We start from the raw sequence: 23,007 nt of genomic DNA, 5'->3' as shown, positions 1-23,007 counted from the left end.
GTCCGTGGACGTGGGGCGGCCTCCTCCTACCGAATCAGTGCAGCAGTCCACCCAGCGGCAGCGTCGCCGTGGGGCTGCCGGGCGCGGAGGCGCTGGACGAGCCCGTGGTGCTCGGGGTGCCGGTGCCCGTAGGCGTGCCGGTCGGGGTCTGGGTCCCGGTGCCCGTCGGCGTGCCCGTCGGGGTCTGGGTCGGCGTACCGGTGGGCTTGTCCGTCGGGGTGCCCGTGCCCGTCGGGGTGCCCGTGCCCGACGGAGTGCCCGTGCCCGACGGGGTGCCCGTGCCGGACGGGGTGCCCGGGTTGCTCGGCGTGCCGGTGCCGGACGGCGTACCGCTCGGGGTCGGCGGCGTGCTCGGCGTGCTCGGGTTGCCGGTCGGCTGCTGGTTGGCCGGCGGGGTCGGGGCCGGGCTGGGGGCGATCGGGGTGACGGTGTCCCAGCCCTTCGGCAGGTCCGGCACCTTCCAGGCGCCGCCGACGTCGTCCGCCGCGCCGTCCGGGTCGGGCCGGACGGCCCCGAGGATCGGCATCGAGCCGATCGGCGACACCTTGATGAAGGCGCCGGGCCGCGGGGCCTGGACGATCAGCCCGCCGCCGATGTACATCGCGACGTGCGAGGCGTCCTGGAAGTAGACCACCAGGTCGCCCGGCCGCAGCTGGTTCAGCGGGACGTGCTGCAGCTGTGCCCACTGCTCCTGGCTGGTGCGCGGGATCGGCTTGCCGGCGTGCAGCCAGGCCTGCGAGGTGAGGCCGGAGCAGTCGTAGGAGTCGGGGCCGATGCCGCCCCACAGGTACGGCTTCCCCAGCTGCGCCAGCGCGAAGGCCACCGACGCGCGCCCGGCCAGTGAGGGGGTGCGCTCGCCCTTGCCGAGGGCGCCGGAGGCGAGGAAGGCGAGCTGGGCCTCGTCGGCCTTGGCCTTCTCGAGCTGCTCCAGCTCGGACCGCTGTGCGCCGGTGAGCGAGGAGACCAGCTGTTCGACCGAGGCGAGGTCGGCGGCGACCTTGGCCTTGGCGGCGTCCTGCTGGGCGACCAGCGCCTGGGAGGTCTTGAGCGCCTCCTCGGTCTGCTTCTTCAGCCCGTCGAGCGCCTCCCGGTCGGCCTTCAGCTTGTCCAGGAACTCGGACTGGGAGCGGCTCGCCGCCTTCAGCAGTTCGGCGATGGTGACGGCCTCGTACGGGTCCTTGGAGAGCAGCAGTTCGGCGTACGCGGAGGCGGCGCCGTTGCGGTACTGGGCGGCGGCGAGCTGGGCGGCGATGTCCGTCCCGGTGTCGACCTGCTTCTGCTGCCGGTCGAGTCTGCCCTGGAGGTCGGTGAGCGCGGCCTGCTGTTCGGTCACCTTGGCGACCGCGCCGTTGTACTGCTCGGTGGCGGCCTCGGCGCTCTGGTAGAGCCCGTGCAGCTGGTCGAGCAGCGGTCCGAGGGTGGCCTTGGCGGCGGCCAGCGGGTCCGCGCCGGGGGCGACCGCGGCGCCGGTTCCGGGGTCGGGTGCGGCGTAGGCGGCCTGGGTGGCCGCCGGCAGGGCAAGTGCGGCGGCCGCGAGGACGGCTCCGCACCTCAGGGCGGCCCGCACCCAGGGGCGTACGCCCGACGTCTCCGTGCGCTGTGCAGCCCCGCCCATGGGATGGTCCTCCCCGCCCTTGCCTGTCCTGCCCCGGTGGACCGTCGCGGGGCTCCCCCCGGGAACGATCCCGCAGATCCTCCCACGGGTTACTCGTCGGAAACAGAGCGCACGCGGACTGGGAGGTTAAATCTCCATTGATCTGTCGATGTGTGAGACAGCTCTCAACAAACGGGGTCGAACCGGGACGTAGTCGGCCAATGCCCAGCTCAGCGCGGCCCAGGACACCCCTCCGAAAGCTTCCGGCCACCACTGGGACACCGCAGGAACCACGATTCCCGGCTCAGTTCACCTTCCGTTTACCCAACAGACCTACGGTCGCGACGACACCAACGTCCGTGCGACAACTACGACGATTGTTTGGGTATGGAACACATCTCGTTCCTGGTGGCCGTTGTGATCATCACGGCGCTCGCCTTCGACTTCACCAACGGGTTCCACGACACCGCCAACGCGTCCGCCACCGCGATCGCGACCGGGGCCCTTCGTCCGAAGGTCGCGGTCACCATCGCGGCCCTGCTCAACTTCGCGGGCGCGTTCCTGTCCGTGAAGGTCGCCACCACCATCTCCGGCGGCATCGTCAACGAGAAGGCCGGGGTCCACCCCGAGATCATCTTCGCCGCACTGGCCGGCGCGATCCTGTGGAACCTGCTGACCTGGCTGCGCGGCCTGCCGTCCAGCTCCTCGCACGCCCTGTACGGCGGCCTGATCGGCGCCACGATCGTCGGCGTCGGCATGAACGGCGTCAACTTCGACACCGTGATCACCAAGATCATCATCCCGGCGGTCGCCTCCCCCTTCGTCGCCGGCCTGGCCTCCTGGGGCGCCACCAAGCTGGCCTACGCGATCACCCGCAAGGGCGACTCCGCGGTCACCGACAAGGGCTTCAAGACCGGCCAGATCTTCTCCTCCTCGCTGATCTCGCTCGCGCACGGCACCAACGACGCCCAGAAGACGATGGGCATCATCACCCTGACCCTGGTCTCGGTCGGCGCCCTGCCGCACGGCGCGCTGCCCCCCACCTGGGTGATCGTCTCGGCGGGCGGCGCGATCGCGCTCGGCACCTACATGGGCGGCTGGCGGATCATCCGCTCGATGGGCAGGGGCCTGGCGGACATCAAGCCGCTGCAGGGCTTCGCCTCCGAGTCGGCCGTCTCGACCGTCATCCTGACCTCCTCGCACATGGGCTTCGGCCTCTCCACCACCCAGGTCTGCACCGGCGGCATCATGGGCGCCGGTCTCGGCGGCCCGAAGCCGGAGCTGCGCTGGAGCCTGGTCCGCCGCATGGTCTACACCTGGGGCCTGACCCTGCCGGCCGCCGGCCTGGTCTCCGGCGGTGCCGCGGTGCTGGCCCGGCAGGGCACCTGGGGCGTCGCCCTGGTGGGCGCCGCGCTGGTGGCCGGTTCGGCCGCGATGTGGATGCTCTCCCGTCGTGAGCGGGTCGGCGCGGACAACGTGAACGACGTCGCCGAGGTCACCCCGATCGAGGTCACCCCCGTCGAGGTCGCCACGGCCTCCCCGGCGAACGCCGCCCCCACCCCCGCCTCGACCACCGTCGCGGCCTGAGCGCCGACGCCCGAGGAGCACTCACCATGCACATCAAGTGGAACGCCCTGGCCCAGACCGCCGGCATCAGCTTCGGCGTCACCGTCGCCGTGGTCGCCGTCTTCGCCCTCGGCATCCTGGCGCTGTCCCGCCGCGAGGCCGCGCTGGGCGCGCGCGAGGCGGAGGGCGGCCGGGCCTCCGGCGGCCGGCCGGCCCTGCTGGCGGGCGCGTACGCCTGCTTCGCGCTCTGCGCCACCGCCGTGGGCTACGGCCTGGTGCTGATCGCCGCACCGTAGCCGGTCCGTACGGCTGTCCGTACGTCCGAAGAACCGCGAACGGGCCGGGGAGTGTCGAACACTCCCCGGCCCGTTCCGCGTGTCCCCGCGTCCGGTCAGCTCTGCTGGGTGGTCCGCAGCGCGGTCTCCCGGATGAACAGCACGGTGACGAAGGCCAGCGCCGCGAAGGGCGCGGCCCACAGGAAGACGGTGCCGACGCCGTGGCCGAAGGCGTCGGTCACCAGCGGCAGGATCGGGGCGGGCAGCTTCGCCAGGTCCGGGATGCCGCCGCCGGCCGCCGCGTGCCCGGCCGGGATGTGCGCCGCGGCCAGGTTCTCGGCCAGGTAGCGGCCGACCTTGTCGGTCATCAGCGCGCCGAGGGCGGAGACGCCCATCGCCCCGCCCATGGTGCGGAAGAAGGTGACGACGGAGCTGGCCGCGCCGAGCTCGTGCCGGGGCACCGTGTTCTGCACCGCGAGCACCAGGTTCTGGCTGGTCAGGCCGAGGCCGATGCCGGTGATCGCCATGTAGAGCGAGAGCAGCCCGTAGTCGGTGTCGACCCGGGCGGTGCCGAGCAGGCCGAAGCCGATCGCGAGCAGCGCGGTGCCGGAGACCAGGTAGGCCTTCCACTTGCCGTACTTGGTGATCAGCCGGCCGGCCACGGCGGAGGAGAGCGCCAGGCCGGTGATCATCGGCAGGGTCATCAGGCCGGCCATGGTCGGGGACTCGTCCTTGGCCAGCTGGAAGTACTGGCTGAGGAAGGTGGTCGCGCCGTACATCCCGACGCCGACCAGCACGCTGGCGATCGCGGCCAGGGTGACGGTGCGGTGCTTGAACAGGGACGGCGGCATGACCGGCTCGGCGGCGCGGCGCTCGACCACCACGGCCAGCCCGGCCAGCAGCAGGCCGCCGCCGACCATCACCGCGGTCTGCCAGGACAGCCACGGGTAGTCGGTGCCGGCCAGCGTGATCCAGATCATCAGCAGGCTGACGGCGGCGGTGATGACCAGCGCGCCCAGGTAGTCGATCTTCACCGGGCGCTTGACCACCGGCAGCTTGAGGGTGCGCTGCACCACCAGGATCGCGGCCAGCGCGAACGGGATGCCGACGTAGAAGCACCAGCGCCAGCCGAGCCAGGAGGTGTCCACGATGACGCCGCCGATCAGCGGGCCGCCGATGGTGGCGAGGGCGAAGACCGCGCCGAAGTAGCCGCTGTAGCGGCCGCGCTCGCGCGGCGGGACCATCGCGGCCAGGCAGATCTGGCCGAGCGCGACGACACCGCCGGCGCCGATGCCCTGCAGGGCGCGGCAGGCGATCAGCTCACCGGTGTTCTGCGAGAGGCCGGCCAGCGCGGAGGTCGCGATGTAGATCAGCAGGGCGATCTGGAGCAGCAGCTTCTTGCTGGCCAGGTCGGAGAGCTTGCCCCAGATCGGGGTGGAGGCGGTCAGCGTGAGCAGGGCCGCGGTGATCACCCAGGTGTAGGCGGACTGGCCGCCGTGCAGGTCGGTGAGGATGTGCGGCAGGGCGTTGGAGACGACGGTCGAGGAGAGCACGGCCACGAACAGGCCGAGCAGCAGGCCGGACAGTGCCTCCATCACCTGCCGGTGGGTCATCGGTCGGTCGTCGACGGCGGCTGCGGTGCCGGTCGAGGCCTCGGTGGTCGCGGTCATCTGGGTCCTTCGGCGGAGCGGGCGGAGTGCGGAGCGGGTGCGGAGTGCGGGGATGCGCGGGCACGAAAATTTGTTGCCTTAAGCAACCATACGGCTAAATGGTTGACTTAGTCAACCTTCTTCAGGTCGCGCACCGGTGGCCGGAAACCGGCGCGGAGATAGGACAAGCCAACTAGTTCATGGTATTAAGTATCCGATTTCCACCGATACGCAAGGAGATGAGGATGGCCGCCCCGGGGCAGGGTTTCGTCGCTGAACTGAAGGGCGCGGTCACCCCGCGTGCGGCACTGCTCGTGATCGGCGTGCTGCTGCTGCAGCTCGGCTTCATCACCTCGTACGTCGGGGCGCTGCACCACCCGACCCCGCACAAGCTGTCCATCGCGGTGGTCGCCCCGCCGCAGATCACGCCCAAGCTGGTGCAGGCCCTGGAGTCGGTGCCGGACGAGGCGGTCAAGCCCGTCACCGCGCCGGACGCCGAGACGGCGGCCCGGCAGATCAAGGACCAGAAGATCTACGCCGCGCTGGTCGTGAACCCGACCGGCACCGAGGACACCCTGCTCACCGGCGGCGCCCGCGGCACCTCCGCCGCCAAGGCCGCCGAGGGCATCACCACCGCGCTGGACAAGGCCCAGGGCCGGACCGTCAAGGTCGAGGACGTCGTGCCGCTGGCCAAGGGCGACACCAACGGCCTCACCGCCTTCTACCTGGTCATCGGCTGGTGCGTCGGCGGCTACCTGGTCGCCTCGATCCTCGGCATCAGCGCCGGTTCCAAGCCCGCCAACGTCCACCGCCTGCTGATCCGCCTCGGTGTCCTGGCGCTGTACTCGGTCGGCGCCGGCCTCGGCGGCACGATCATCGCCGGCCCGGTGCTGGACGCGATGCCCGGCTCGATCCCGGCCCTGACCGCCGTCGGCGCCCTGGTGGTGTTCACGGTCGGCGCGTTCACCATGGCACTGCAGTGCCTGTTCGGCATCATCGGCATCGGCCTCGCGGTGCTGGTCTTCGTGGTGCTGGGCAACCCGAGCGCCGGCGGCGTCTACCCCGCCCCGATGATGCCGCCGTTCTGGCGGGCGATCGGCTCGCTGATCCCGAACGGCGCCGGCACCAGCGCCACCAAGTCGATCGCCTACTTCGGCTCCACCAACCTGGGCATGCCGATCCTGGTCCTGGTGGTCTGGGCGGTCGTCGGCATCGCCGTCGCCTTCCTGTCCGTCCTGCGCGGCCCGCGCCCCGGGGGCCCCGCGATCGGCTCCGGGAGCCCCGCCGAGGCCTGAGCACGACCGGCCCGAGCCCCCGGCCAGCGCGGCCGGGGGCTCGATCGCGTTTCCGGTACGGATGCCGGCTCAGCCGCCCGTGAGCGGACCGGGGTCGGCGACGATGGCGCGCACCACGCCCACCGCCGCGCCCAGCAGCGCCCCCCGCCGGCCCAGCCGGGAGACCGTCAGCCGGTCCTCCGCCCACGGCCGCACCGTCACCCGGGCGGCCAGCTCGCGCCGCATCGCCGGCAGCAGCCAGGGCGCCAGCCGGGCGTAGCCGCCGCCCAGCACCACCCGGGCCGGGTCCAGCAGGTTGACCGCCCCGGCGGCCGCGATGCCGAGCGCCGAGCCGGCTCCGGCCAGCGCCGCCCGGGCGGGCTCGTCACCGGCGCCGGCGCGTTCGGCGAGCAGCGTCACCCAGTCGCCGCGCACGCCCGCCAGCCCGGCCGCCCGCAGCACCGCCGCCTCGCCCGCGTACTGCTCCAGGCAGCCGTGCGCCCCGCAGGCGCAGCGCGGCCCCTCCGGGTGGACGGGGACGTGGCCGAGCTCGCCCGCGTAGCCGCGCGCGCCGCGCAGCAGCCGGCCGCCGACCACCACGGCCGCGCCGACGCCGGCCTCGGCGGAGACGTACAGGAAGTCCTCCGGGCTGCCGCCCAGCCACCGTTCGGCCAGTCCGCCGAGGTTGGCCTCGTTGTCCGCCTCGACCGGCAGCTCGGCCAGGCGGTCCCCGGCGAGGCGCAGCGCGGGGCGCAGTTCGGCGGCGAGCGGGATGTCCTGCCAGCCGAGGTTGGCGGCCCGCTGGAGCACCCCGCTGGCGCCGACCAGCCCGGGCACCGCCAGGGTGAGCCCGGCGGGGCGCAGGCCGGACTCGGCGACGGCCGCGCGCACCAGCTGGGCGAGGTCGGCCAGCACGGCGGCGGGCTGGCGGCCGCGGTTGGCGCTCTCCCGGCGCCGCCAGGCGCGGACCTCGCCGCGCAGGTCGACCACGCAGACGCCGAGGTGCCGGACGCCGATCTCGGCGCCGAGGCCGCCGGGCCCGAGCGGGTTGAGTCCGAGCGCGGTGCCGGGGCGGCCGACCTTGCCGCTGGGGGCGGCGGGGCCCTCCTCGACGACCAGGCCGGCCGAGATCAGCTGTTCGGCGAGCGAGGAGACCGCGGCCCTGGTCAGCCCGGTCTCGGCGGCCACCTCGGCGCGCGAGCGGGGGCCGCTCGCGATCACGCCGAGCACCAGGGCCAGGTTGGCGCGGCGCATCCCCTGCTGGCTGGCGGGCCCGGTCCGGACGCCGTCCGGCTCCGCGCGCATGTCGCTCATGCGCCCCACCTCACTTCGTTCGGGAGGCACTTCGCACAACGCGCACCTCTCAATTGTGAGCTCGCTCCGCTCGCTCACCCCACCGTTTCGGGGCACCTCACGGACTTACGGGACATCCCGTGGCATCTCGGGTGCAGCGTAACCGGGTTCCGGCCCGGTCTGCGTCCGGGCGACGGGGCTGGTCGCGACCGGGCCGGTGAAGACCCAGCGCCGCATCGCCCAGTACCGGAACAGCATGGCGACGAAGGTGCCGAGGACCATCCCGCTGAGGAAGTCCGCGATCTCCTGCTGGAAGGCGGTGACGTACGGCTGGCGCAGCTCGAAGGCGTACCGGGAGAGCGCCAGCGGGATGTCGTTGACGCCGATCGCCACCGCGCTGACCAGGAAGAACAGCAGGGCCTCGGGGCGGCTCCCGTTCGTCCGGAAGGCCCAGCGGCGGTTGAGCACGTAGGAGACGGCGGTGGCGATCACCGTCGCCACCGTCAGCGCCACCACCGGTTTGTGCGCCAGCACGGTGAACTTGAGCTCGAGGTCGATCACCGTGGTGAGCACGAAGCAGCCGCTGCCGACCAGCAGGAACTTCACCAGCCGGCGGTGCCGGAGCAGGAGCGGTCGCAGCCGCGCCGGCACCCGGGCCAGGACGCGCTGCGTGGGGGACGGCATGTCCGCAGTCTGGCACGCGGAGCCGCCGTCCCCCCTTCGATCACCGTCAGGCCGCGGCGACCAGCACCCCGGCCGGCTCCAGGGCCAGCTCGAGCACCTCGCGGACGTCCGCCACCGGGTGGACGGTGAGCCGCTCCAGCACCTCGGCCGGGACGTCGTCCAGGTCGGCCTCGTTGCGCTTGGGGATGATCACCGTGCTGAGGCCGGCCCGGTCGGCGGCGAGCAGCTTCTGCTTCACCCCGCCGATCGGCAGCACCCGCCCGGTCAGCGACACCTCGCCGGTCATCGCCACGTCGGTGCGCACCTTGCGGCCGGAGAGCAGCGAGGCGAGCGCCGTGGTCATGGTGATGCCGGCGCTCGGCCCGTCCTTGGGGACGGCCCCGGCCGGGACGTGCAGGTGCACGCCGCGGTCGCGCAGCGAGGTGACCGGCAGCTCCAGCTCGGCGCCGCGCGAGCGCAGGTAGGAGAGCGCGATGTGCGCGGACTCCTTCATCACGTCGCCCAGCTGCCCGGTCAGGGTCAGCCCGGTGCCGCCGGTCTCGGCGTCGGCCAGCGAGGCCTCGATGTAGAGGACGTCGCCGCCGGCGCCGGTGACCGCGAGGCCGGTGGCCACGCCGGGGACGGCGGTGCGCCGTTCGGCGGGCTCCTGGGCGGACTCCGGCACGTGGTGCGGTCGGCCGATCAGGGCGCGCAGGTCCTCCGCGCCGACCGCGGCGGGCAGCTCGCGCTCGCCCAGCTCGGCCTGTGCGGCGATCTTGCGCAGCACCCGGGCGATCGAGCGCTCCAGGGTGCGCACGCCCGCCTCGCGGGTGTACTCCCCGGCGAGCCGGCGCAGTGCCGCCTCGTCCACGCTGACCTGCCCGTCGCCGAGGCCGGCCTTCTCCAGCTGGCGCGGGAGCAGGTGGTCGCGGGCGATGACGACCTTCTCGTCCTCGGTGTAGCCGTCGAGCCGGACCAGCTCCATCCGGTCGAGCAGCGGCTCGGGGATGGCCTCCAGCACGTTGGCGGTGGCGAGGAAGACGACGTCGGAGAGGTCGAGCTCGACCTCCAGGTAGTGGTCCCGGAAGGTGTGGTTCTGCGCCGGGTCCAGCACCTCCAGCAGGGCGGCGGCCGGGTCGCCCCGGTAGTCGGAGCCGACCTTGTCGATCTCGTCGAGCAGGACGACCGGGTTCATCGAGCCGGCTTCCTTGATCGCCCGCACCAGGCGGCCAGGCAGCGCGCCGACGTAGGTGCGCCGGTGGCCGCGGATCTCCGCCTCGTCCCGGACGCCGCCGAGCGCGACCCGGACGAACTTGCGGCCCATGGCGCGGGCCACCGACTCGCCGAGCGAGGTCTTGCCGACGCCGGGCGGGCCGACCAGCGCGAGCACCGCGCCCCCGCGGCGGCCGCCGACCAGGCCGAGCCCCTGGTCGGCCCGGCGCTTGCGGACGGCCAGGTACTCGACGATCCGCTCCTTCACGTCGGTGAGGCCGGCGTGGTCGGCGTCGAGCACGGCGCGGGCGCCGGCGATGTCGTAGGCGTCCTCGGTGCGCTCGTTCCAGGGCAGCTCCAGGACGGTGTCCAGCCAGGTGCGGATCCAGGAGCCCTCGGGCGACTGATCGGACGCGCGCTCCAGCTTGTCGACCTCCTTGAGCGCGGCCTCCCGCACCTTCTCCGGGAGGTCGGCGGCCTCGACCCGGGCGCGGTAGTCGCCCTCCTCGTCGGCCGGGTCGCCGTTCAGCTCGGCCAGCTCCTTGCGGACGGCCTCCAGCTGGCGGCGGAGCAGGAACTCCTTCTGCTGCTTGGCCACGCCCTCCTCGACGTCCTTGCGGATGGTGTCGTTGACCTCCTCCTCGGCGAGGTGGTCGCGCAGCAGGGTGAGCGCGTACTCCAGGCGGGCGACCTGGTCGGCCTCCAGCAGCACCTTGAGCTTCTGCTCGGCGGTGGCGAAGGGCGCGTAGCCGATGTTGTCGGCGAGCTCGCCGACGCCCTCGATCTGCGCGACCCGGTCGACGATCTGCCAGGCGCCGCGCTTGCGCAGCCACTGGGTGGACAGCGCCTTGTACTCCTTGACCAGCTCGGCGGCCCGCCCGGCCACCGGCATGCCGACCGAGGACTCCCGGAACGGCGTGGTCTCCACCCAGAGGGCGGCGCCGGGGCCGGTGGTGCCGACCCCGATCCGGACCCGGCGCACGGCGCGCACCAGCGCGGCGGGCTCGCCGTCGGCCAGCCGGCCGACCTGCTCCACGGTGGCCAGCGTGCCGGCCGCCGCGTACGAGCCGTCCACCCGCGGAACCAGCAGGACCTGGGGCTTGCCGGAGCCGGCGACCGCGGCGCGGGCGGCCTCGACCGCGGCGCGCACCTCGGTGTCCTTCAGGTCCAGCGGGACGACCATGCCCGGGAGGACGACCTCGTCGTCGAGCGGCAGCACGGGCAGGGTGAGCGGTGTGGACGTGGATGCCATGATCTCTCCCCAGTCAGTGAACTTGAGTCGACCTGACTAAGCCTCGGCGGGCGCAGGATGTTCCCGAGGCCTTGTTCGCTGCGAGCGAACGCGGCGTCACCGGAACGACCAGGGGGTGGCGCCGTCAAAAGAGCCGGGAAAGAACGGCCCAAGAGGGCCCCGGCGTCAGCGCGCGGCGGACGGACGGGCGCCGGCCCGCACCGTCGCGGCGGCCGGGGAGGCGGAGCCGACCGCCGGGGTCTGCGCCGCACGGGTGCGCGGCCGCGGCGGGCGCCGCTCGATCCGCCGCAGCCAGCGCGACAGCGCCACCCCGGTGAGCACCGCGGCCGGGTGCCCCACGGCCGTGACCAGGTCCTTCTCCGTGGCGATCTGCTCGGCGATCATCAGCCCGACGCCACCCAGCGCCAGCACCCGCCCGTGCCGGGGCAGCAGCCCGGCCACCGCGCCCAGGCAGGCGAGCACGCCGTAGCTGACCCCGATGTCCAGGGAGTCCATCGCCTCCGGCGCCATCCGCCCGGTCTCCACCGCGGTGATCACCACGCCCTGGGAGAGCAGCGTCGCCGCGACGTGCCCGATCGCGAACACCGCCGCCGCCCGGCCGGTGCCGACCCTGCGCTCCAGCGGCGCCAAGGTGACGGCGAAGCCCCACAGGTAGGGCATCCACACCTCCCCGGCCACCCAGAAACCGCTGAACAGGAGGGCCCGCAAGGGGTGCTGGAGCAGGTTGTGACCGTCCGAACTGGAGGCCTCCTGCAGGCGCTGGACGAGATCCGGATCGGCGAGCCCGGCAAAGGTCGTGGTGGCTCCCACCACGGCGAGGTACCCGAGCGTGAAGGGAGTGCGCCGGGGCGTCGGCACGCGTTCCAGCAGCCATTCCAGGACGCCGGCGCGCAGTCCGTACCGGAGCATTCCGTACGGCACCGCCGCGGGCGCGCTCCGGTCGGCCTCCCGCCGAAGTCCCGCCATGCCGCCTCCGTCCACGCCCGCCGTCACCGGTGCTCGCAGCTGCCCAACGTACCGGCGCGCGCGCCGGACTCCGCTCGGCGGGGCGTTGTCGTGGCCACGTTACGTCGAGGTTCTGAGAGGCAGCTGAGAAAAGCCCGTGAAGACCGTCGACGCGGGGACCCGCCGGATTCCCGGTATTGGTCCAGACCTTCTTCCTATTAACGCGTCAGTAGGGCCTCTGACCGGCAACTTGGCGTCAACTGGAGTGCATACGTACCGTTACGCAGAGAAAATTCGCCGGGTAAGGTACCGACCCGTGCCCACTCATGCGGTGGGTCCACGGGCGGACGGACAGCCGGCCCACGGGCCGGAAACGTCCGGTCCACCTGCCGGAAAGCATCCGCTGTCCGTACGCTGCGAAGTGCGTGGGAGAAGTGGACGGGAGACCATCCGTCCACCCGACTCCCGGGCGCGCGAACGGGACGGCGGACCCGGCACAGTCCACGACGGAACAAGACTACGAGCGGAGCCCCGCCATCCCCACAGGTGGCCGGCCCGCAGCCCTGGGGGCGGTGGCGTGACCGTGACAGAAATTCAGCAGGACAACCCCAACACCGGTGGCACGGTGAGCAGTCAGCGCAGAGTGCTGGTGGTGGAGGACGAGCCCACGATCGCCGAGTCGATCGCGGCCCGACTGGGCGCGGAGGGGTTCAAGGTCGCCGTGGCCCACGACGGCCCCGGCGCGGTGGACGGCTTCCACACCTGGCAGCCGGACCTGGTGGTCCTGGACATCATGCTGCCCGGCTTCGACGGGCTGGAGGTGTGCCGCCGGATCCAGGCCCAACGCCCGGTCCCGGTGCTCATGCTGACCGCCCGCGACGACGAGACGGACCTCCTGGTCGGCCTCGGCGTCGGTGCCGACGACTACATGACCAAGCCGTTCTCGATGCGCGAACTGGCCGCCCGGGTCAACGTGCTGCTGCGCCGCGTCGAGCGCGCCCAGCAGGCCGCCCGCACGCCCGCGCTCGGCAGCCTGCGCTTCGGCGAACTGGAGATCGACCACGTGCAGCGCCGGGTCCGGCTCGCCTCTGGCGACGTCCACCTGACGCCGACCGAGTTCGACCTGCTGGCCTGCCTGGCCGCCCAGCCGCGCGCGGTGCTCACCCGCGAGCAGCTGCTGGCCGAGGTGTGGGACTGGACCGACGCGTCCGGCACCCGCACCGTCGACAGCCACGTGAAGGCGCTGCGCCGCAAGATCGGCGCCAGCTGGATCCGCACCGTGCACGGCGTCGGATACGCACTGGAGGCCCCGCTCTCCTGACGGGAGTCTCGGGCGACGGGCCTCCGGGGGGCCCGTGTCCCGGCACCGCCGTGACACCACGCGGGGATCACAGGGACCACATGACCTTTCCACAGCAACGCAACGGGGACGCCGACGGCGCGCGCCCGCAGACGCTGGCCGCACGCGCGGCCAGACGGGTCTGGGCCGACATCCGCCCGCTCGACCCGGTCCGGTCGATCAAGGGCAAGCTCGCCCTGCTGGTGATCGTCTCCGTGTTCCTGGCCACCGGGATGGTGGTCGTGGCGATCCGGTCCGAGACCCAGATCCGGATCATCATGGTCTTCTCCATGATCGCCTCGCTGCTGTTCATGCAGTTCCTCGCGCACGGGCTGACCGCCCCGCTGCGCGAGATGACGGCCGCCGCCCGCGCGATGGCCTCCGGCGACTACAGCCGCCGGGTCGAGGTGAACTCGCGCGACGAGATCGGCGAGCTGGCGGCCGCCTTCAACGCCATGGCCGCCGACCTGCAGGCCGCCGACCAGCACCGCCGCGAGCTGGTCGCCAACGTCTCGCACGAGCTGCGCACGCCCATCGCCGCGCTGCGCGCCGTGCTGGAGAACGTGGTGGACGGCGTCGTGCAGCCCAATCCGGCGACGCTGGGGGCCGCGCTGGAGCAGACCGAGCGGCTCGGCCGCCTGGTCACCCACCTGCTGGACCTCTCCAAGATCGACGACGGCGTGGTCGACCTGGACGCCCGCCCCTTCGAGGTGCGGGAGTTCCTGGACGGCGTGCTGCGCGGGGTCACCGTGGACGGCGCGACGGCCGGCGGGGCGTTCTCCAGACGCGGCGACGTGCGGCTGGCCCTGGAGGTCAGCCCGGCCGGCCTGACCGCCGTGGCGGACCCGGAGCGGCTCCACCAGGTGGTCGCCAACCTGGTCGACAACGCCTGCAAGCACTCCCCGCCCGGCGGCACCGTCACGGTGCGCGCGAGACCGGACGGCGAGGACGGCGGCCTGCTGCTGGAGGTCCAGGACGAGGGTCCGGGCATCCCGCTGGCGGACCGCAGCCGGGTCTTCGAGCGGTTCAGCCGCAGCGGCACCGCGACCGCCTCCGGTCCCGGCGCCGACGGCGGCACCGGGCTGGGTCTGGCGATCGCCCGCTGGGCGGTGGACCTGCACGGCGGGCGGATCGCCGTCGCCGAGTCGCCGACCGGCTGCCGGATCGAGGTCCGGCTGCCCGGGCAGTGCTGAGCGGGCCGGGGCATTTGTCACAGATCCGACACAGACGCACACGAAGATCGTCGGCGAATCAGTTCGGATCTTTGTCCGTTTTTGCCCTGATTTGGGGGGCGGTCGGGCCCGATCGTTTCCCCTCAGACACGGCTTTCTAACGTACTTTTTCAGCCAATCTGCAGGTCAGGACTGTGATCTGGGCGACGCCTGGGGCCCGGGGACTGCGCGATCACTGGTCAGGGGCGTAGCCTTAATCCCCGCTGTCCAAACATCCCAAAAGGAAGCGGAAGAGGGCGGTTGCCGCCGTGTCGCCACAACCTGAAACCCCCAGCTCGGCAAGCTCCACTGGCTTTGGTCCCAATGAGTGGCTCGTCGATGAGATCTACCAGCAGTACCTCCAGGACCCGAACTCGGTCGACCGAGCCTGGTGGGACTTTTTCGCCGACTACAAGCCCGGTACCGAGGTGACCCCAGTGACCCAGGCCGCGACCCAGGCCGGCCCCACGCCGACCCCTGCCGCTGCCCCCGCGCCCGCCGCTGCCGCTCCGGCCGCACCCGCGCCCGCCGCCGCCGCTCCGGCCGCTCCGGCCGCACCGGCCCCGGCTGCCGCCCCGCTCGCCGCCGCGCCCGCCGCGCCCCCGGCCCCCAAGGCCGCCGCCGCCCCGGCTCCCGCCGCCGCCCCGGCCGGCCCCGAGCTGGTCCAGCTGCGCGGCCCGGCCAAGGCCGTCGCCAGCAACATGGACGCCTCGCTGGAGGTGCCGACCGCGACCTCGGTCCGCGCCGTCCCGGCGAAGCTGTTGATCGACAACCGCATCGTCATCAACAACCACCTGCAGCGCGCCCGCGGCGGCAAGGTCTCCTTCACCCACCTGATCGGTTACGCCCTGGTCCAGGCCATCAAGGCCGCCCCGGGCATGAACCACAGCTACAAGGTGGAGGACGGCAAGGCCTTCCTGGTCAAGCCGGAGCACGTCAACCTCGGTCTGGCGATCGACCTGGTCAAGCCGAACGGCGACCGCCAGCTGGTCGTCGCGGCCATCAAGAAGGCCGAGACCCTCGACTTCTTCGGCTTCTGGCAGGCCTACGAGGACATCGTCCGCCGGGCCCGCGCCAACAAGCTGACCATGGACGACTTCACCGGCGTCACGGTCTCGCTGACCAACCCCGGCGGCATCGGCACCGTGCACTCCGTGCCGCGCCTGATGCAGAACCAGGGCACCATCGTCGGCGTCGGCGCCATGGAGTACCCGGCCGAGTTCCAGGGCTCCGCCCCGGAGACCCTGTCCCGCCTGGGCGTCTCCAAGATCATGACGCTCACCTCGACCTACGACCACCGCGTCATCCAGGGCGCGGCGTCCGGCGAGTTCCTGCGCGAGATCCACCGCCTGCTGCTCGGCGAGAACGGCTTCTACGACGAGATCTTCGAGTCGCTGCGGATCCCGTACGAGCCGGTCCGCTGGGCCACCGACGTCGCCACCACCCACGACGACGAGGTCAACAAGACCGCCCGCGTCATGGAGCTGATCCACTCCTACCGGGTCCGCGGCCACCTCATGGCCGACACCGACCCGCTGGAGTACAAGCAGCGCAAGCACCCCGACCTGGACGTCACCACCCACGGCCTCACCCTGTGGGACCTGGAGCGCGAGTTCGCGGTCGGCGGCTTCGGCGGCCAGAAGATGATGAAGCTCCGCGACATCCTCGGCCTGCTGCGCAACACCTACTGCCGCACCGTCGGCATCGAGTACATGCACATCCAGGACCCGAAGCAGCGCAAGTGGCTGCAGGAGCGCCTGGAGAAGCCGTACGCGAAGCCCGAGCGCGAGGAGCAGCTGCGGATCCTCCGCCGCCTGAACTCCGCCGAGGCCTTCGAGACCTTCCTGCAGACCAAGTACGTCGGCCAGAAGCGCTTCTCGCTGGAGGGCGGTGAGTCGCTGATCGCCCTGCTGGACGCGACCATCGACGCCGCCGCCGAGCACCGCCTGGACGAGGCCGTCATCGGCATGGCCCACCGCGGCCGCCTGAACGTGCTGGCCAACATCGTCGGCAAGCCGTACGGCAAGATCTTCGGCGAGTTCGAGGGCAACCTCGACCCGAAGTCGATGCACGGCTCCGGCGACGTCAAGTACCACCTGGGCTCCGAGGGCACCTTCACCGGCCTGGACGGCGAGCAGATCAAGGTCTCGCTGGCCGCCAACCCGTCCCACCTGGAGACGGTCGACCCGGTCGTCGAGGGCATCGCCCGCGCCAAGCAGGACATCCTGGACCAGGGCGGCACCACCTTCCCGGTGCTGCCGATCCAGATCCACGGCGACGCGGCCTTCGCCGGCCAGGGCGTCGTCGCGGAGACCCTGAACATGTCGCAGCTGCGCGGCTACCGCACCGGCGGCACCGTGCACATCGTGGTGAACAACCAGGTCGGCTTCACCGCCGCCCCGGCGTCCTCGCGCTCCTCGATGTACTGCACCGACGTGGCCCGCATGATCGAGGCCCCGATCTTCCACGTGAACGGCGACGACCCGGAGGCCGTGGTCCGCGTCGCGCGGCTCGCCTTCGAGTTCCGCCAGGCGTTCCACAAGGACGTCGTGATCGACCTCATCTGCTACCGCCGCCGCGGTCACAACGAGGCCGACAACCCGTCGTTCACCCAGCCGCTGATGTACGACCTGATCGACAAGAAGCGCTCGGTGCGCAAGCTGTACACCGAGGGCCTGATCGGTCGCGGCGACATCACCATGGAAGAGGCGGAGCAGGCGCTCCAGGACTTCCAGGGCCAGCTGGAGAAGGTCTTCGCCGAGGTCCGCGACGCGGCCCAGGCGCCGGCCGACACCACCGCGGGCAAGCCGGTCGCCGACTTCCCGGTCTCCATCCAGACCGGCATCTCCCAGGAGATGGTCAAGCGGATCGCCGCCTCGCAGGTCAACCACCCGGACTGGCTGACCGTCCACCCGCGCCTGCTGCCGCAGCTGCAGCGCCGCGCCGCCTCGGTCGAGGACAACACCATCGACTGGGCGATGGGCGAGACCCTCGCCATCGGCTCGCTGCTCATGGAGGGCCACCCGGTCCGCCTGGCCGGCCAGGACAGCCGCCGCGGCACCTTCGGCCAGCGGCACGCCGTCCTGATCGACCGCAAGACCGGCGAGGACTACACCCCGCTGCAGTACCTCACCGAGGACCAGGCCCGCTACACCGTCTACGACAGCCTGCTGTCGGAGTACGCGGCCATGGGCTTCGAGTACGGCTACTCGCTGACCCGCCCGAACGCGCTGGTCATGTGGGAGGCGCAGTTCGGCGACTTCGTCAACGGCGCGCAGACCATGGTGGACGAGTACATCGCCTCCGCCGAGCAGAAGTGGGGCCAGCACTCGGGCGTCGTCCTGCTGCTGCCGCACGGCTACGAGGGCCAGGGCCCGGACCACTCGTCCGCCCGCCCGGAGCGCTTCCTCCAGCTGTGCGCGCAGGACAACATGACGGTCGCCATGCCGACCCTGCCGTCGAACTACTTCCACCTGCTGCGCTGGCAGGCGCACAACCCGCACCACAAGCCGCTGATCGTCTTCACCCCGAAGTCGATGCTGCGTCTGAAGGCCGCGGCGAGTGCGACCGAGGAGTTCCTGTCGGGCTCGTTCCGCCCGGTCATCGGTGACACCACCGTCGACCCGGCGCAGGTCCGCAAGGTGGTCATCACCTCCGGCAAGTTCTACTACGACCTGGCGGCGGCCCGGACCGAGCGCGGCGTGACCGACACCGCGATCGTCCGCATGGAGCGGCTCTACCCGCTCCCGGTGGCCGAGCTCCAGGAGGAGCTGGCCCGCTACGGCGACAACGTCCAGTTCGTCTGGGCGCAGGAGGAGCCGGCCAACCAGGGTGCCTGGCCGTTCATCGCGATGAACCTGGTCGACCACCTGCAGGTCGTCATCGGCCGCAGCGGCGGCGACGCCCGGCTGCGCCGCGTCGCCCGCCCGGCGGCCTCGTCGCCGGCGGTCGGCTCGGCCAAGCGGCACGGTGCCGAGCAGCAGGCGCTGATCGAGGAGGTCTTCGCGCTCTGACGCGCTGAGGCCCCGCACCGCTGATACGCCCGCGGCCCCCGTCCCCCACCCAGGGGGACGGGGGCCGCGGGCGTTCCTGTTCACGTCAAGGTCGCAGCTCTGCAACCAAACGGGGACCGGGCCGCACGTCCTCCTGACGGATCGATAGGTTATGGCTCGCCAGGTCGCCGCCCGGCGCCCGTCATCGCGCCCGCGGCCCGGCCGAACGACCTCACCGCTCTCCCAGGGGGATCACCACATGACCGCCGACACGCCGCACCCCGGCAAGCTTCCTCCGGTCTTCCAGCCGCTCCTCCCGGACGACCCCCGGGAGGTCGGCGGCTACCGGCTGTTCGCCCGGCTGGGCGCCGGAGGCATGGGCCGGGTCTACCTCTCGTACACCCCGGGCGGGCGCCCGGTGGCGCTCAAGGTGGTCCGTCCCGAGTTCGCCGAGGACGGCGAGTTCCGCCGCCGCTTCGCCCAGGAGGTCAGCAACGCCCAGCGGATCCACGGGCTGTACACCGCGCAGGTGATCGACTCCGGCGGCCTGGACTCGGACGCCCCCTGGCTGGTCACCGCGTACGTCCCGGGCCCGTCGCTGCAGCAGGTGGTGCGGGAGAACGGCGCGCTGCCGGTGCGCACCGTGCTGCTGCTGATGGGCGGCATCGCCGAGGCGCTGCAGGCGATCCACAGCGTCGAGGTGGTCCACCGCGACCTCAAGCCCGCCAACGTGCTGGTCGCCGGGGACGGCCCGCGGGTGATCGACTTCGGCATCGCCCGGGCCGCCGACGCGACCGCGCTGACCGGCACCGGCTACCGGATCGGCTCCCCCGCCTTCATGTCCCCCGAGCAGGCCCAGGGCCGCCCGGTCACCCCGGCCACCGACGTCTTCGCGCTCGGCGCCCTGGCCGCGTACGTGGCCGGCGGCACCCCGCCGTTCGGCGACGGGCCGGACACCGCCGTGCTCTACCGGGTGGTGCACGAGGAGCCGGACCTGGAGGCCGTCCCGGCGGACCTGCGCGAGCTGATCCAGCGCTGCCTGGCGAAGTCCCCGGAGGACCGCCCCAAGCCCGCCGAGATCATCCAGGTCGCCCGCAACCACCCCGAGGTCGGCGGCCAGCTGCGCTTCGCCGACGACTGGCTGCCGCGGCAGGTCAACACCGAGATCACCCGCCGCTCCGACCTGCCCAGGACGCCGCCCACCCCGCTGCCGGCCGCGCCCGCCACCCCGCCGCCGGCCCCGGCCGCTCCCCCGCTGCCCACCCACCCGGCCACTGCGGTGGCCCACGCCCCGCAGCAGCCGGCCACGCCCCCGCCGGGCTTCGCGCCGCCGCCGCTCGGCGCGTACGGCGCCCCGCAGCCGCCCACCGAGACGCCGACCGCCCCGGTGCTGCCCGCCCCGCCCACCGTCCAGCTGCCGCAGCCGGAGCAGCCGTCCCACGACACCCCGCCGCCCGGCCCGGTGGTCACCGCCGTCACCTCGGCGCCCGAGCCGGCGCCCGGGAAGAAGGGCGGGGTGTCCTGGAAGGTGCTGCTCACCGTCGCCCTGGTGATGGCGGTCGGCGGCACCGCGGGCGGCGTGCTGTTGATGAAGAAGCTGGACGACGGCGGCAAGAGCGACACCAGCGCGTCCTCCTCCTCGCGGTCCACCGGCGGGGCCAACCCGCCGGCGCCCGCTCCCAGCCAGAGCGCGGGCCCGAGCGCCGACGGCACCGCCACCAACCCGCCGGTGACGGCCGCTCCCTCGAAGTCCGGTGGGAGCACCGTCTCGGCCCCCGCCCGGCCGACCGGCTACTCCCCGATGTTGGACAAGAAGTCTCTGGCGATCCCCGGCGCCGAGTACTCCTCCGACGCGTACCGGATCGACCTGGACGCGGGCACCGTGGTGCCGCGCAGCAGCAACGACCTGAAGTGGGGTCTCGGCGTCACCAACACCGGCACCGGCAGCAAGGCCAACTCCTTCGACAGCTTCGGCGACGACAAGTCGGACTTCGCGGTGATCACCGAGCCGTCCATCACCGCCGAGCAGTGCGCCGCCGCGATCGACTCCCGGCCCGACACCGACCTCTCGTACAACCGCGTCGCGCCCGGCCGCCTGCTGTGCGTCCGCGACCGGGTCACCCGCAACATCGCCATCGCGGTGATCGAGCAGGCCGACCCGACCACCGGCGCCGCCAAGGTCACCGTCAGCACCTGGCGCGCCGCCTGACCGGACTATCCTGACCAGGTCAATTCCCATCGGACCGGAGCGAACCGTGTACTTCACCGACCGAGGCATCGAGGAGCTGGAGAACCGGCGCGGCGACGAGGAGGTCACCTTCGAGTGGCTGGCCGAGCGTCTGCGCGAGTTCGTCGACCTCAACCCGGACTTCGAGATCCCGGTCGAGCGGCTGGCCACCTGGCTGGCCCGGCTCGACGACGAGGACGACGACGAGTGACGTCCTGACGCCGCGATCGCCGAAGGGGCCCGGGAGGCAACCGCCTCCCGGGTCCTTTCGCGTCCATGGCGGAGGGACCCCGTAGGGGACGGCTCCGGGGCGGGTCCGGGCCCGTCTCGGGGGCGGAACCGCTTGCTTTTCCCGGCACGCGATATATCGTCTTCTACAGAGAACGCGATACATCGCGATCCGCGACGGGAGGCGGCAGAGATGAGCCAGTGGACGATCGAGGGGCCCGGCAGGACCACCTTCGAGGACGCGGTCCGCGCGCTGCACGTGCGCGTCATCGACGGCAGCGTGAACGTGGTCGCGGCCGAGGGCCCGGCCCGCCTGGAGGTCACCGACCTCAAGGGCGAGCCGCTGCACGTGACTCTGGTGGACGGCGTCCTGACCGTCACCTACAAGGACATCAACAGCTGGGGCGAGTTCGGCGACTGGATCAAGTCGATCGGCTCGGTCCGCAACTTCTTCGACTCCTTCAAGCGCAAGCGCTCCGTCGACGTCACCCTGACCGTCCCGGCCGACGCCGAGGTCAAGGTCGGCACCGTGTCGGCCCACTCCACCGTCACCGGCATCGACGGCCGCGTCTCGGTGCAGGGCGCCAACGGCGACACCACCCTGGCCGGGGTCACCGGGCGGATCGACGCCAGCACCGTCACCGGCGACGTGGACGCCCAGGAGGTGGGCGGCCAGCTCAAGGTCAACACCGTCTCCGGGCAGCTCACCGTGATCGCCGGCACCGCCGACCGGATCCAGGCCAACACCGTCACCGGCGCCGTCACCCTGGACCTCGACGTGGCCGGCGAGACCGACGTCAAGGTCAACACCGTCAGCGGCCCGGTCGTGGTCCGGATCCCCTCGCTGGCCGACGCCACCGTCAACGCCGGCTCCACCAGCGGCGACGTCTCCAGCACCTTCGACGAACTCACGATGACCAGCACCTGGGGCGCCAAGAAGATCTCCGGCCAGCTCGGCGAGGGCCGCGGCAGCCTCCACGTCACCACCGTCTCCGGCGCGGTGACGGTGCTGCGCCGCCCCGACGCCGAGGACGACGCCCCGGTGGTGATCAAGGAGCTCCCGGCCTCCCCCGCCGCCACTGAGCCCACCGACGCCGGGCCGGCCGGCCCCGACCTGACCAAGGAGGCCTGAGATGACCCCCGTGTTCGGCCACGGCCGACTCCGGCTCTACCTGCTGAAGCTGCTGGACGAGGCCCCGCGGCACGGCTACGAGGTGATCCGCCTGCTGGAGGAGCGCTTCCAGGGCCTGTACGCCCCGTCCGCCGGCACGGTCTACCCGCGGCTGGCCAAGCTGGAGCAGGAGGGCCTGGTCAGCCACAGCTCCGAGGGCGGCCGCAAGGTCTACCGGCTGACCGACGCCGGCCGCACCGAACTCGAAGCCCGGCAGGGCGAGTTGGACGAGCTGGAGGTGGAGATCCACGACTCCGTGGCGCAGCTCGCCGGGGCGATCCGGGAGGACGTCCGGGACAGCGCCAAGGACCTGCGCGAGGAGCTGTGGCAGGCCGCCAAGCAGGCCCCCCGGCCGGACCACCCCTCCGCCGGGGCGGGCGGCGACCCGTGGGCCGGGCCCTGGGGCGACAACGAGTCCTGGCAGCGCGCCAAGGAGGAGTTCGCCCAGTTCAAGCGGCAGGCCAAGGAGCAGGCCAAGCGGGCCCGGGAGCAGGAGAAGGCCGCCAAGGCCAAGGCGAAGGCCGCCGAGGAGGAGGCCCGCCGGCTGCGCGAGCAGGCCAAGGCCTCCCGCACCGCCGCCCAGCAGGAGGCGCTGCGGATCAAGCGCCGGGTCGAGCAGCAGGTGCGCGAGCACGCCGCGAAGGGCGACTGGCCGACCGGACTGGCCGAGGGCCTGTCCGAGCTGACCAAGGGCCTGGCCGGCCTGGCCGACGCCGCCCGCTGGGGCCACCCGGCGGACGAGCCCCCGGCCGAACCGGCCGAGCGGATCACCGTGACCCGGATCGACCTGGACAAGGACCAGGACGGGACGGCCACCCCCACCGACCTGCCGCCGTGGGCGCGCACCGACCCGGACGCCGACCCGTCCCGCGAGCTGGAGCGACTGCTCGACCGCTTCCGCGACCAGGTCCGCGACGCGGCCCGGGACGGCGGGGTCGGCCCGGACAAGCTGGCCGAGGCCCGCTCGGTGCTGGGCGCGGCCGGCGAACGCTTGAAGCGGCTGCTCGGCTGATCCGAAGCGGCGGCCCTGCCGATCCACATCGCCGAGAACCCGCTCGACTCGGTCGCACTCGGCTCCGGCAAGTGCGTCGAGGAGTTCGAGGCGCTCCAGCAGGT

At 72.6% G+C, this 23,007-nt stretch carries 16 protein-coding genes; 10 read left to right on the top strand and 6 right to left on the bottom strand.

Annotated elements, in window-relative coordinates:
- Positions 1–34 precede the first annotated feature (34 nt).
- Positions 35–1,615 carry an NlpC/P60 family protein gene (locus tag ACWCYO_RS08565; protein WP_449783804.1) on the bottom strand — a complete coding sequence of 527 codons (1,581 nt, stop codon included), beginning with the start codon at positions 1,613–1,615 and terminating at the stop codon, positions 35–37.
- Between the two features lie 366 nt (positions 1,616–1,981).
- Here ACWCYO_RS08565 and ACWCYO_RS08560 point away from each other — a divergent pair, with 366 nt between their 5' ends.
- Positions 1,982–3,181, top strand: a complete 1,200-nt coding sequence (locus ACWCYO_RS08560) for an inorganic phosphate transporter (RefSeq protein WP_270144081.1) — start codon at positions 1,982–1,984, stop codon at positions 3,179–3,181.
- 26 nt (positions 3,182–3,207) lie between these two features.
- Positions 3,208–3,456, top strand: a complete 249-nt coding sequence (locus tag ACWCYO_RS08555; protein ID WP_270144082.1) for a hypothetical protein — start codon at positions 3,208–3,210, stop codon at positions 3,454–3,456.
- 95 nt (positions 3,457–3,551) lie between these two features.
- Here the strand turns inward: ACWCYO_RS08555 and ACWCYO_RS08550 are convergent, their stop codons facing one another.
- Positions 3,552–5,105 carry an MDR family MFS transporter gene (locus ACWCYO_RS08550; RefSeq protein ID WP_449783803.1) on the bottom strand — a complete coding sequence of 518 codons (1,554 nt, stop codon included), beginning with the start codon at positions 5,103–5,105 and terminating at the stop codon, positions 3,552–3,554.
- A 224-nt stretch (positions 5,106–5,329) separates the two neighbouring features.
- Between ACWCYO_RS08550 and ACWCYO_RS08545 the strand changes: the two genes are divergently transcribed.
- Positions 5,330–6,379, top strand: coding sequence for an ABC transporter permease (locus ACWCYO_RS08545; protein WP_449783802.1), 1,050 nt, complete (start codon positions 5,330–5,332; stop codon positions 6,377–6,379).
- Between the two features lie 69 nt (positions 6,380–6,448).
- Here the strand turns inward: ACWCYO_RS08545 and ACWCYO_RS08540 are convergent, their stop codons facing one another.
- From ACWCYO_RS08540 to ACWCYO_RS08525, 4 genes are all read right to left on the bottom strand, one after another.
- Positions 6,449–7,672, bottom strand: coding sequence for an ROK family transcriptional regulator (locus ACWCYO_RS08540; RefSeq protein ID WP_270144088.1), 1,224 nt, complete (start codon positions 7,670–7,672; stop codon positions 6,449–6,451).
- 105 nt (positions 7,673–7,777) lie between these two features.
- On the bottom strand, positions 7,778–8,335 hold the full coding sequence (locus ACWCYO_RS08535; protein WP_449783801.1) for a GtrA family protein: 558 nt from the start codon (positions 8,333–8,335) through the stop codon (positions 7,778–7,780).
- Positions 8,336–8,381: 46 nt separating this feature from the next.
- A complete protein-coding gene (lon, locus tag ACWCYO_RS08530; protein ID WP_449783800.1) occupies positions 8,382–10,778 on the bottom strand; it encodes an endopeptidase La in 2,397 nt (798 codons plus the stop codon).
- 165 nt (positions 10,779–10,943) lie between these two features.
- Entirely contained in the window at positions 10,944–11,744 is an 801-nt protein-coding gene (locus tag ACWCYO_RS08525; protein ID WP_449783799.1) for a rhomboid-like protein, read from the bottom strand.
- Positions 11,745–12,306: 562 nt separating this feature from the next.
- Between ACWCYO_RS08525 and ACWCYO_RS08520 the strand changes: the two genes are divergently transcribed.
- The 7 genes from ACWCYO_RS08520 (at position 12,307) to ACWCYO_RS08490 (ending at position 22,903) form a co-directional block, all read left to right on the top strand.
- Positions 12,307–13,044, top strand: coding sequence for a response regulator transcription factor (locus ACWCYO_RS08520; RefSeq protein WP_094742879.1), 738 nt, complete (start codon positions 12,307–12,309; stop codon positions 13,042–13,044).
- 80 nt (positions 13,045–13,124) lie between these two features.
- Complete coding sequence (locus ACWCYO_RS08515; protein WP_270144158.1) at positions 13,125–14,255, top strand: sensor histidine kinase; 1,131 nt, start codon at positions 13,125–13,127, stop codon at positions 14,253–14,255.
- A gap of 287 nt (positions 14,256–14,542) precedes the next feature.
- A complete protein-coding gene (locus tag ACWCYO_RS08510) occupies positions 14,543–18,286 on the top strand; it encodes a multifunctional oxoglutarate decarboxylase/oxoglutarate dehydrogenase thiamine pyrophosphate-binding subunit/dihydrolipoyllysine-residue succinyltransferase subunit (protein WP_449783798.1) in 3,744 nt (1,247 codons plus the stop codon).
- 238 nt (positions 18,287–18,524) lie between these two features.
- A complete protein-coding gene (locus ACWCYO_RS08505; protein ID WP_449783797.1) occupies positions 18,525–20,474 on the top strand; it encodes a protein kinase domain-containing protein in 1,950 nt (649 codons plus the stop codon).
- A 46-nt stretch (positions 20,475–20,520) separates the two neighbouring features.
- Positions 20,521–20,703: a DUF6104 family protein gene (locus ACWCYO_RS08500; protein WP_270144164.1), complete on the top strand. Its 183-nt coding sequence runs from the start codon at positions 20,521–20,523 to the stop codon at positions 20,701–20,703.
- Positions 20,704–20,913: 210 nt separating this feature from the next.
- Positions 20,914–21,852 (top strand): DUF4097 family beta strand repeat-containing protein, encoded by a 939-nt coding sequence (locus tag ACWCYO_RS08495; protein WP_270144166.1) that lies wholly within the window; start codon positions 20,914–20,916, stop codon positions 21,850–21,852.
- Position 21,853: 1 nt separating this feature from the next.
- Positions 21,854–22,903 (top strand): helix-turn-helix transcriptional regulator, encoded by a 1,050-nt coding sequence (locus ACWCYO_RS08490; protein ID WP_270144168.1) that lies wholly within the window; start codon positions 21,854–21,856, stop codon positions 22,901–22,903.
- Positions 22,904–23,007: the final 104 nt, after the last annotated feature.

It is taken from the genome of Kitasatospora sp. NPDC001683 (genome assembly GCF_053596495.1).
This window is presented reverse-complemented; position numbering and strand designations above follow the sequence as displayed.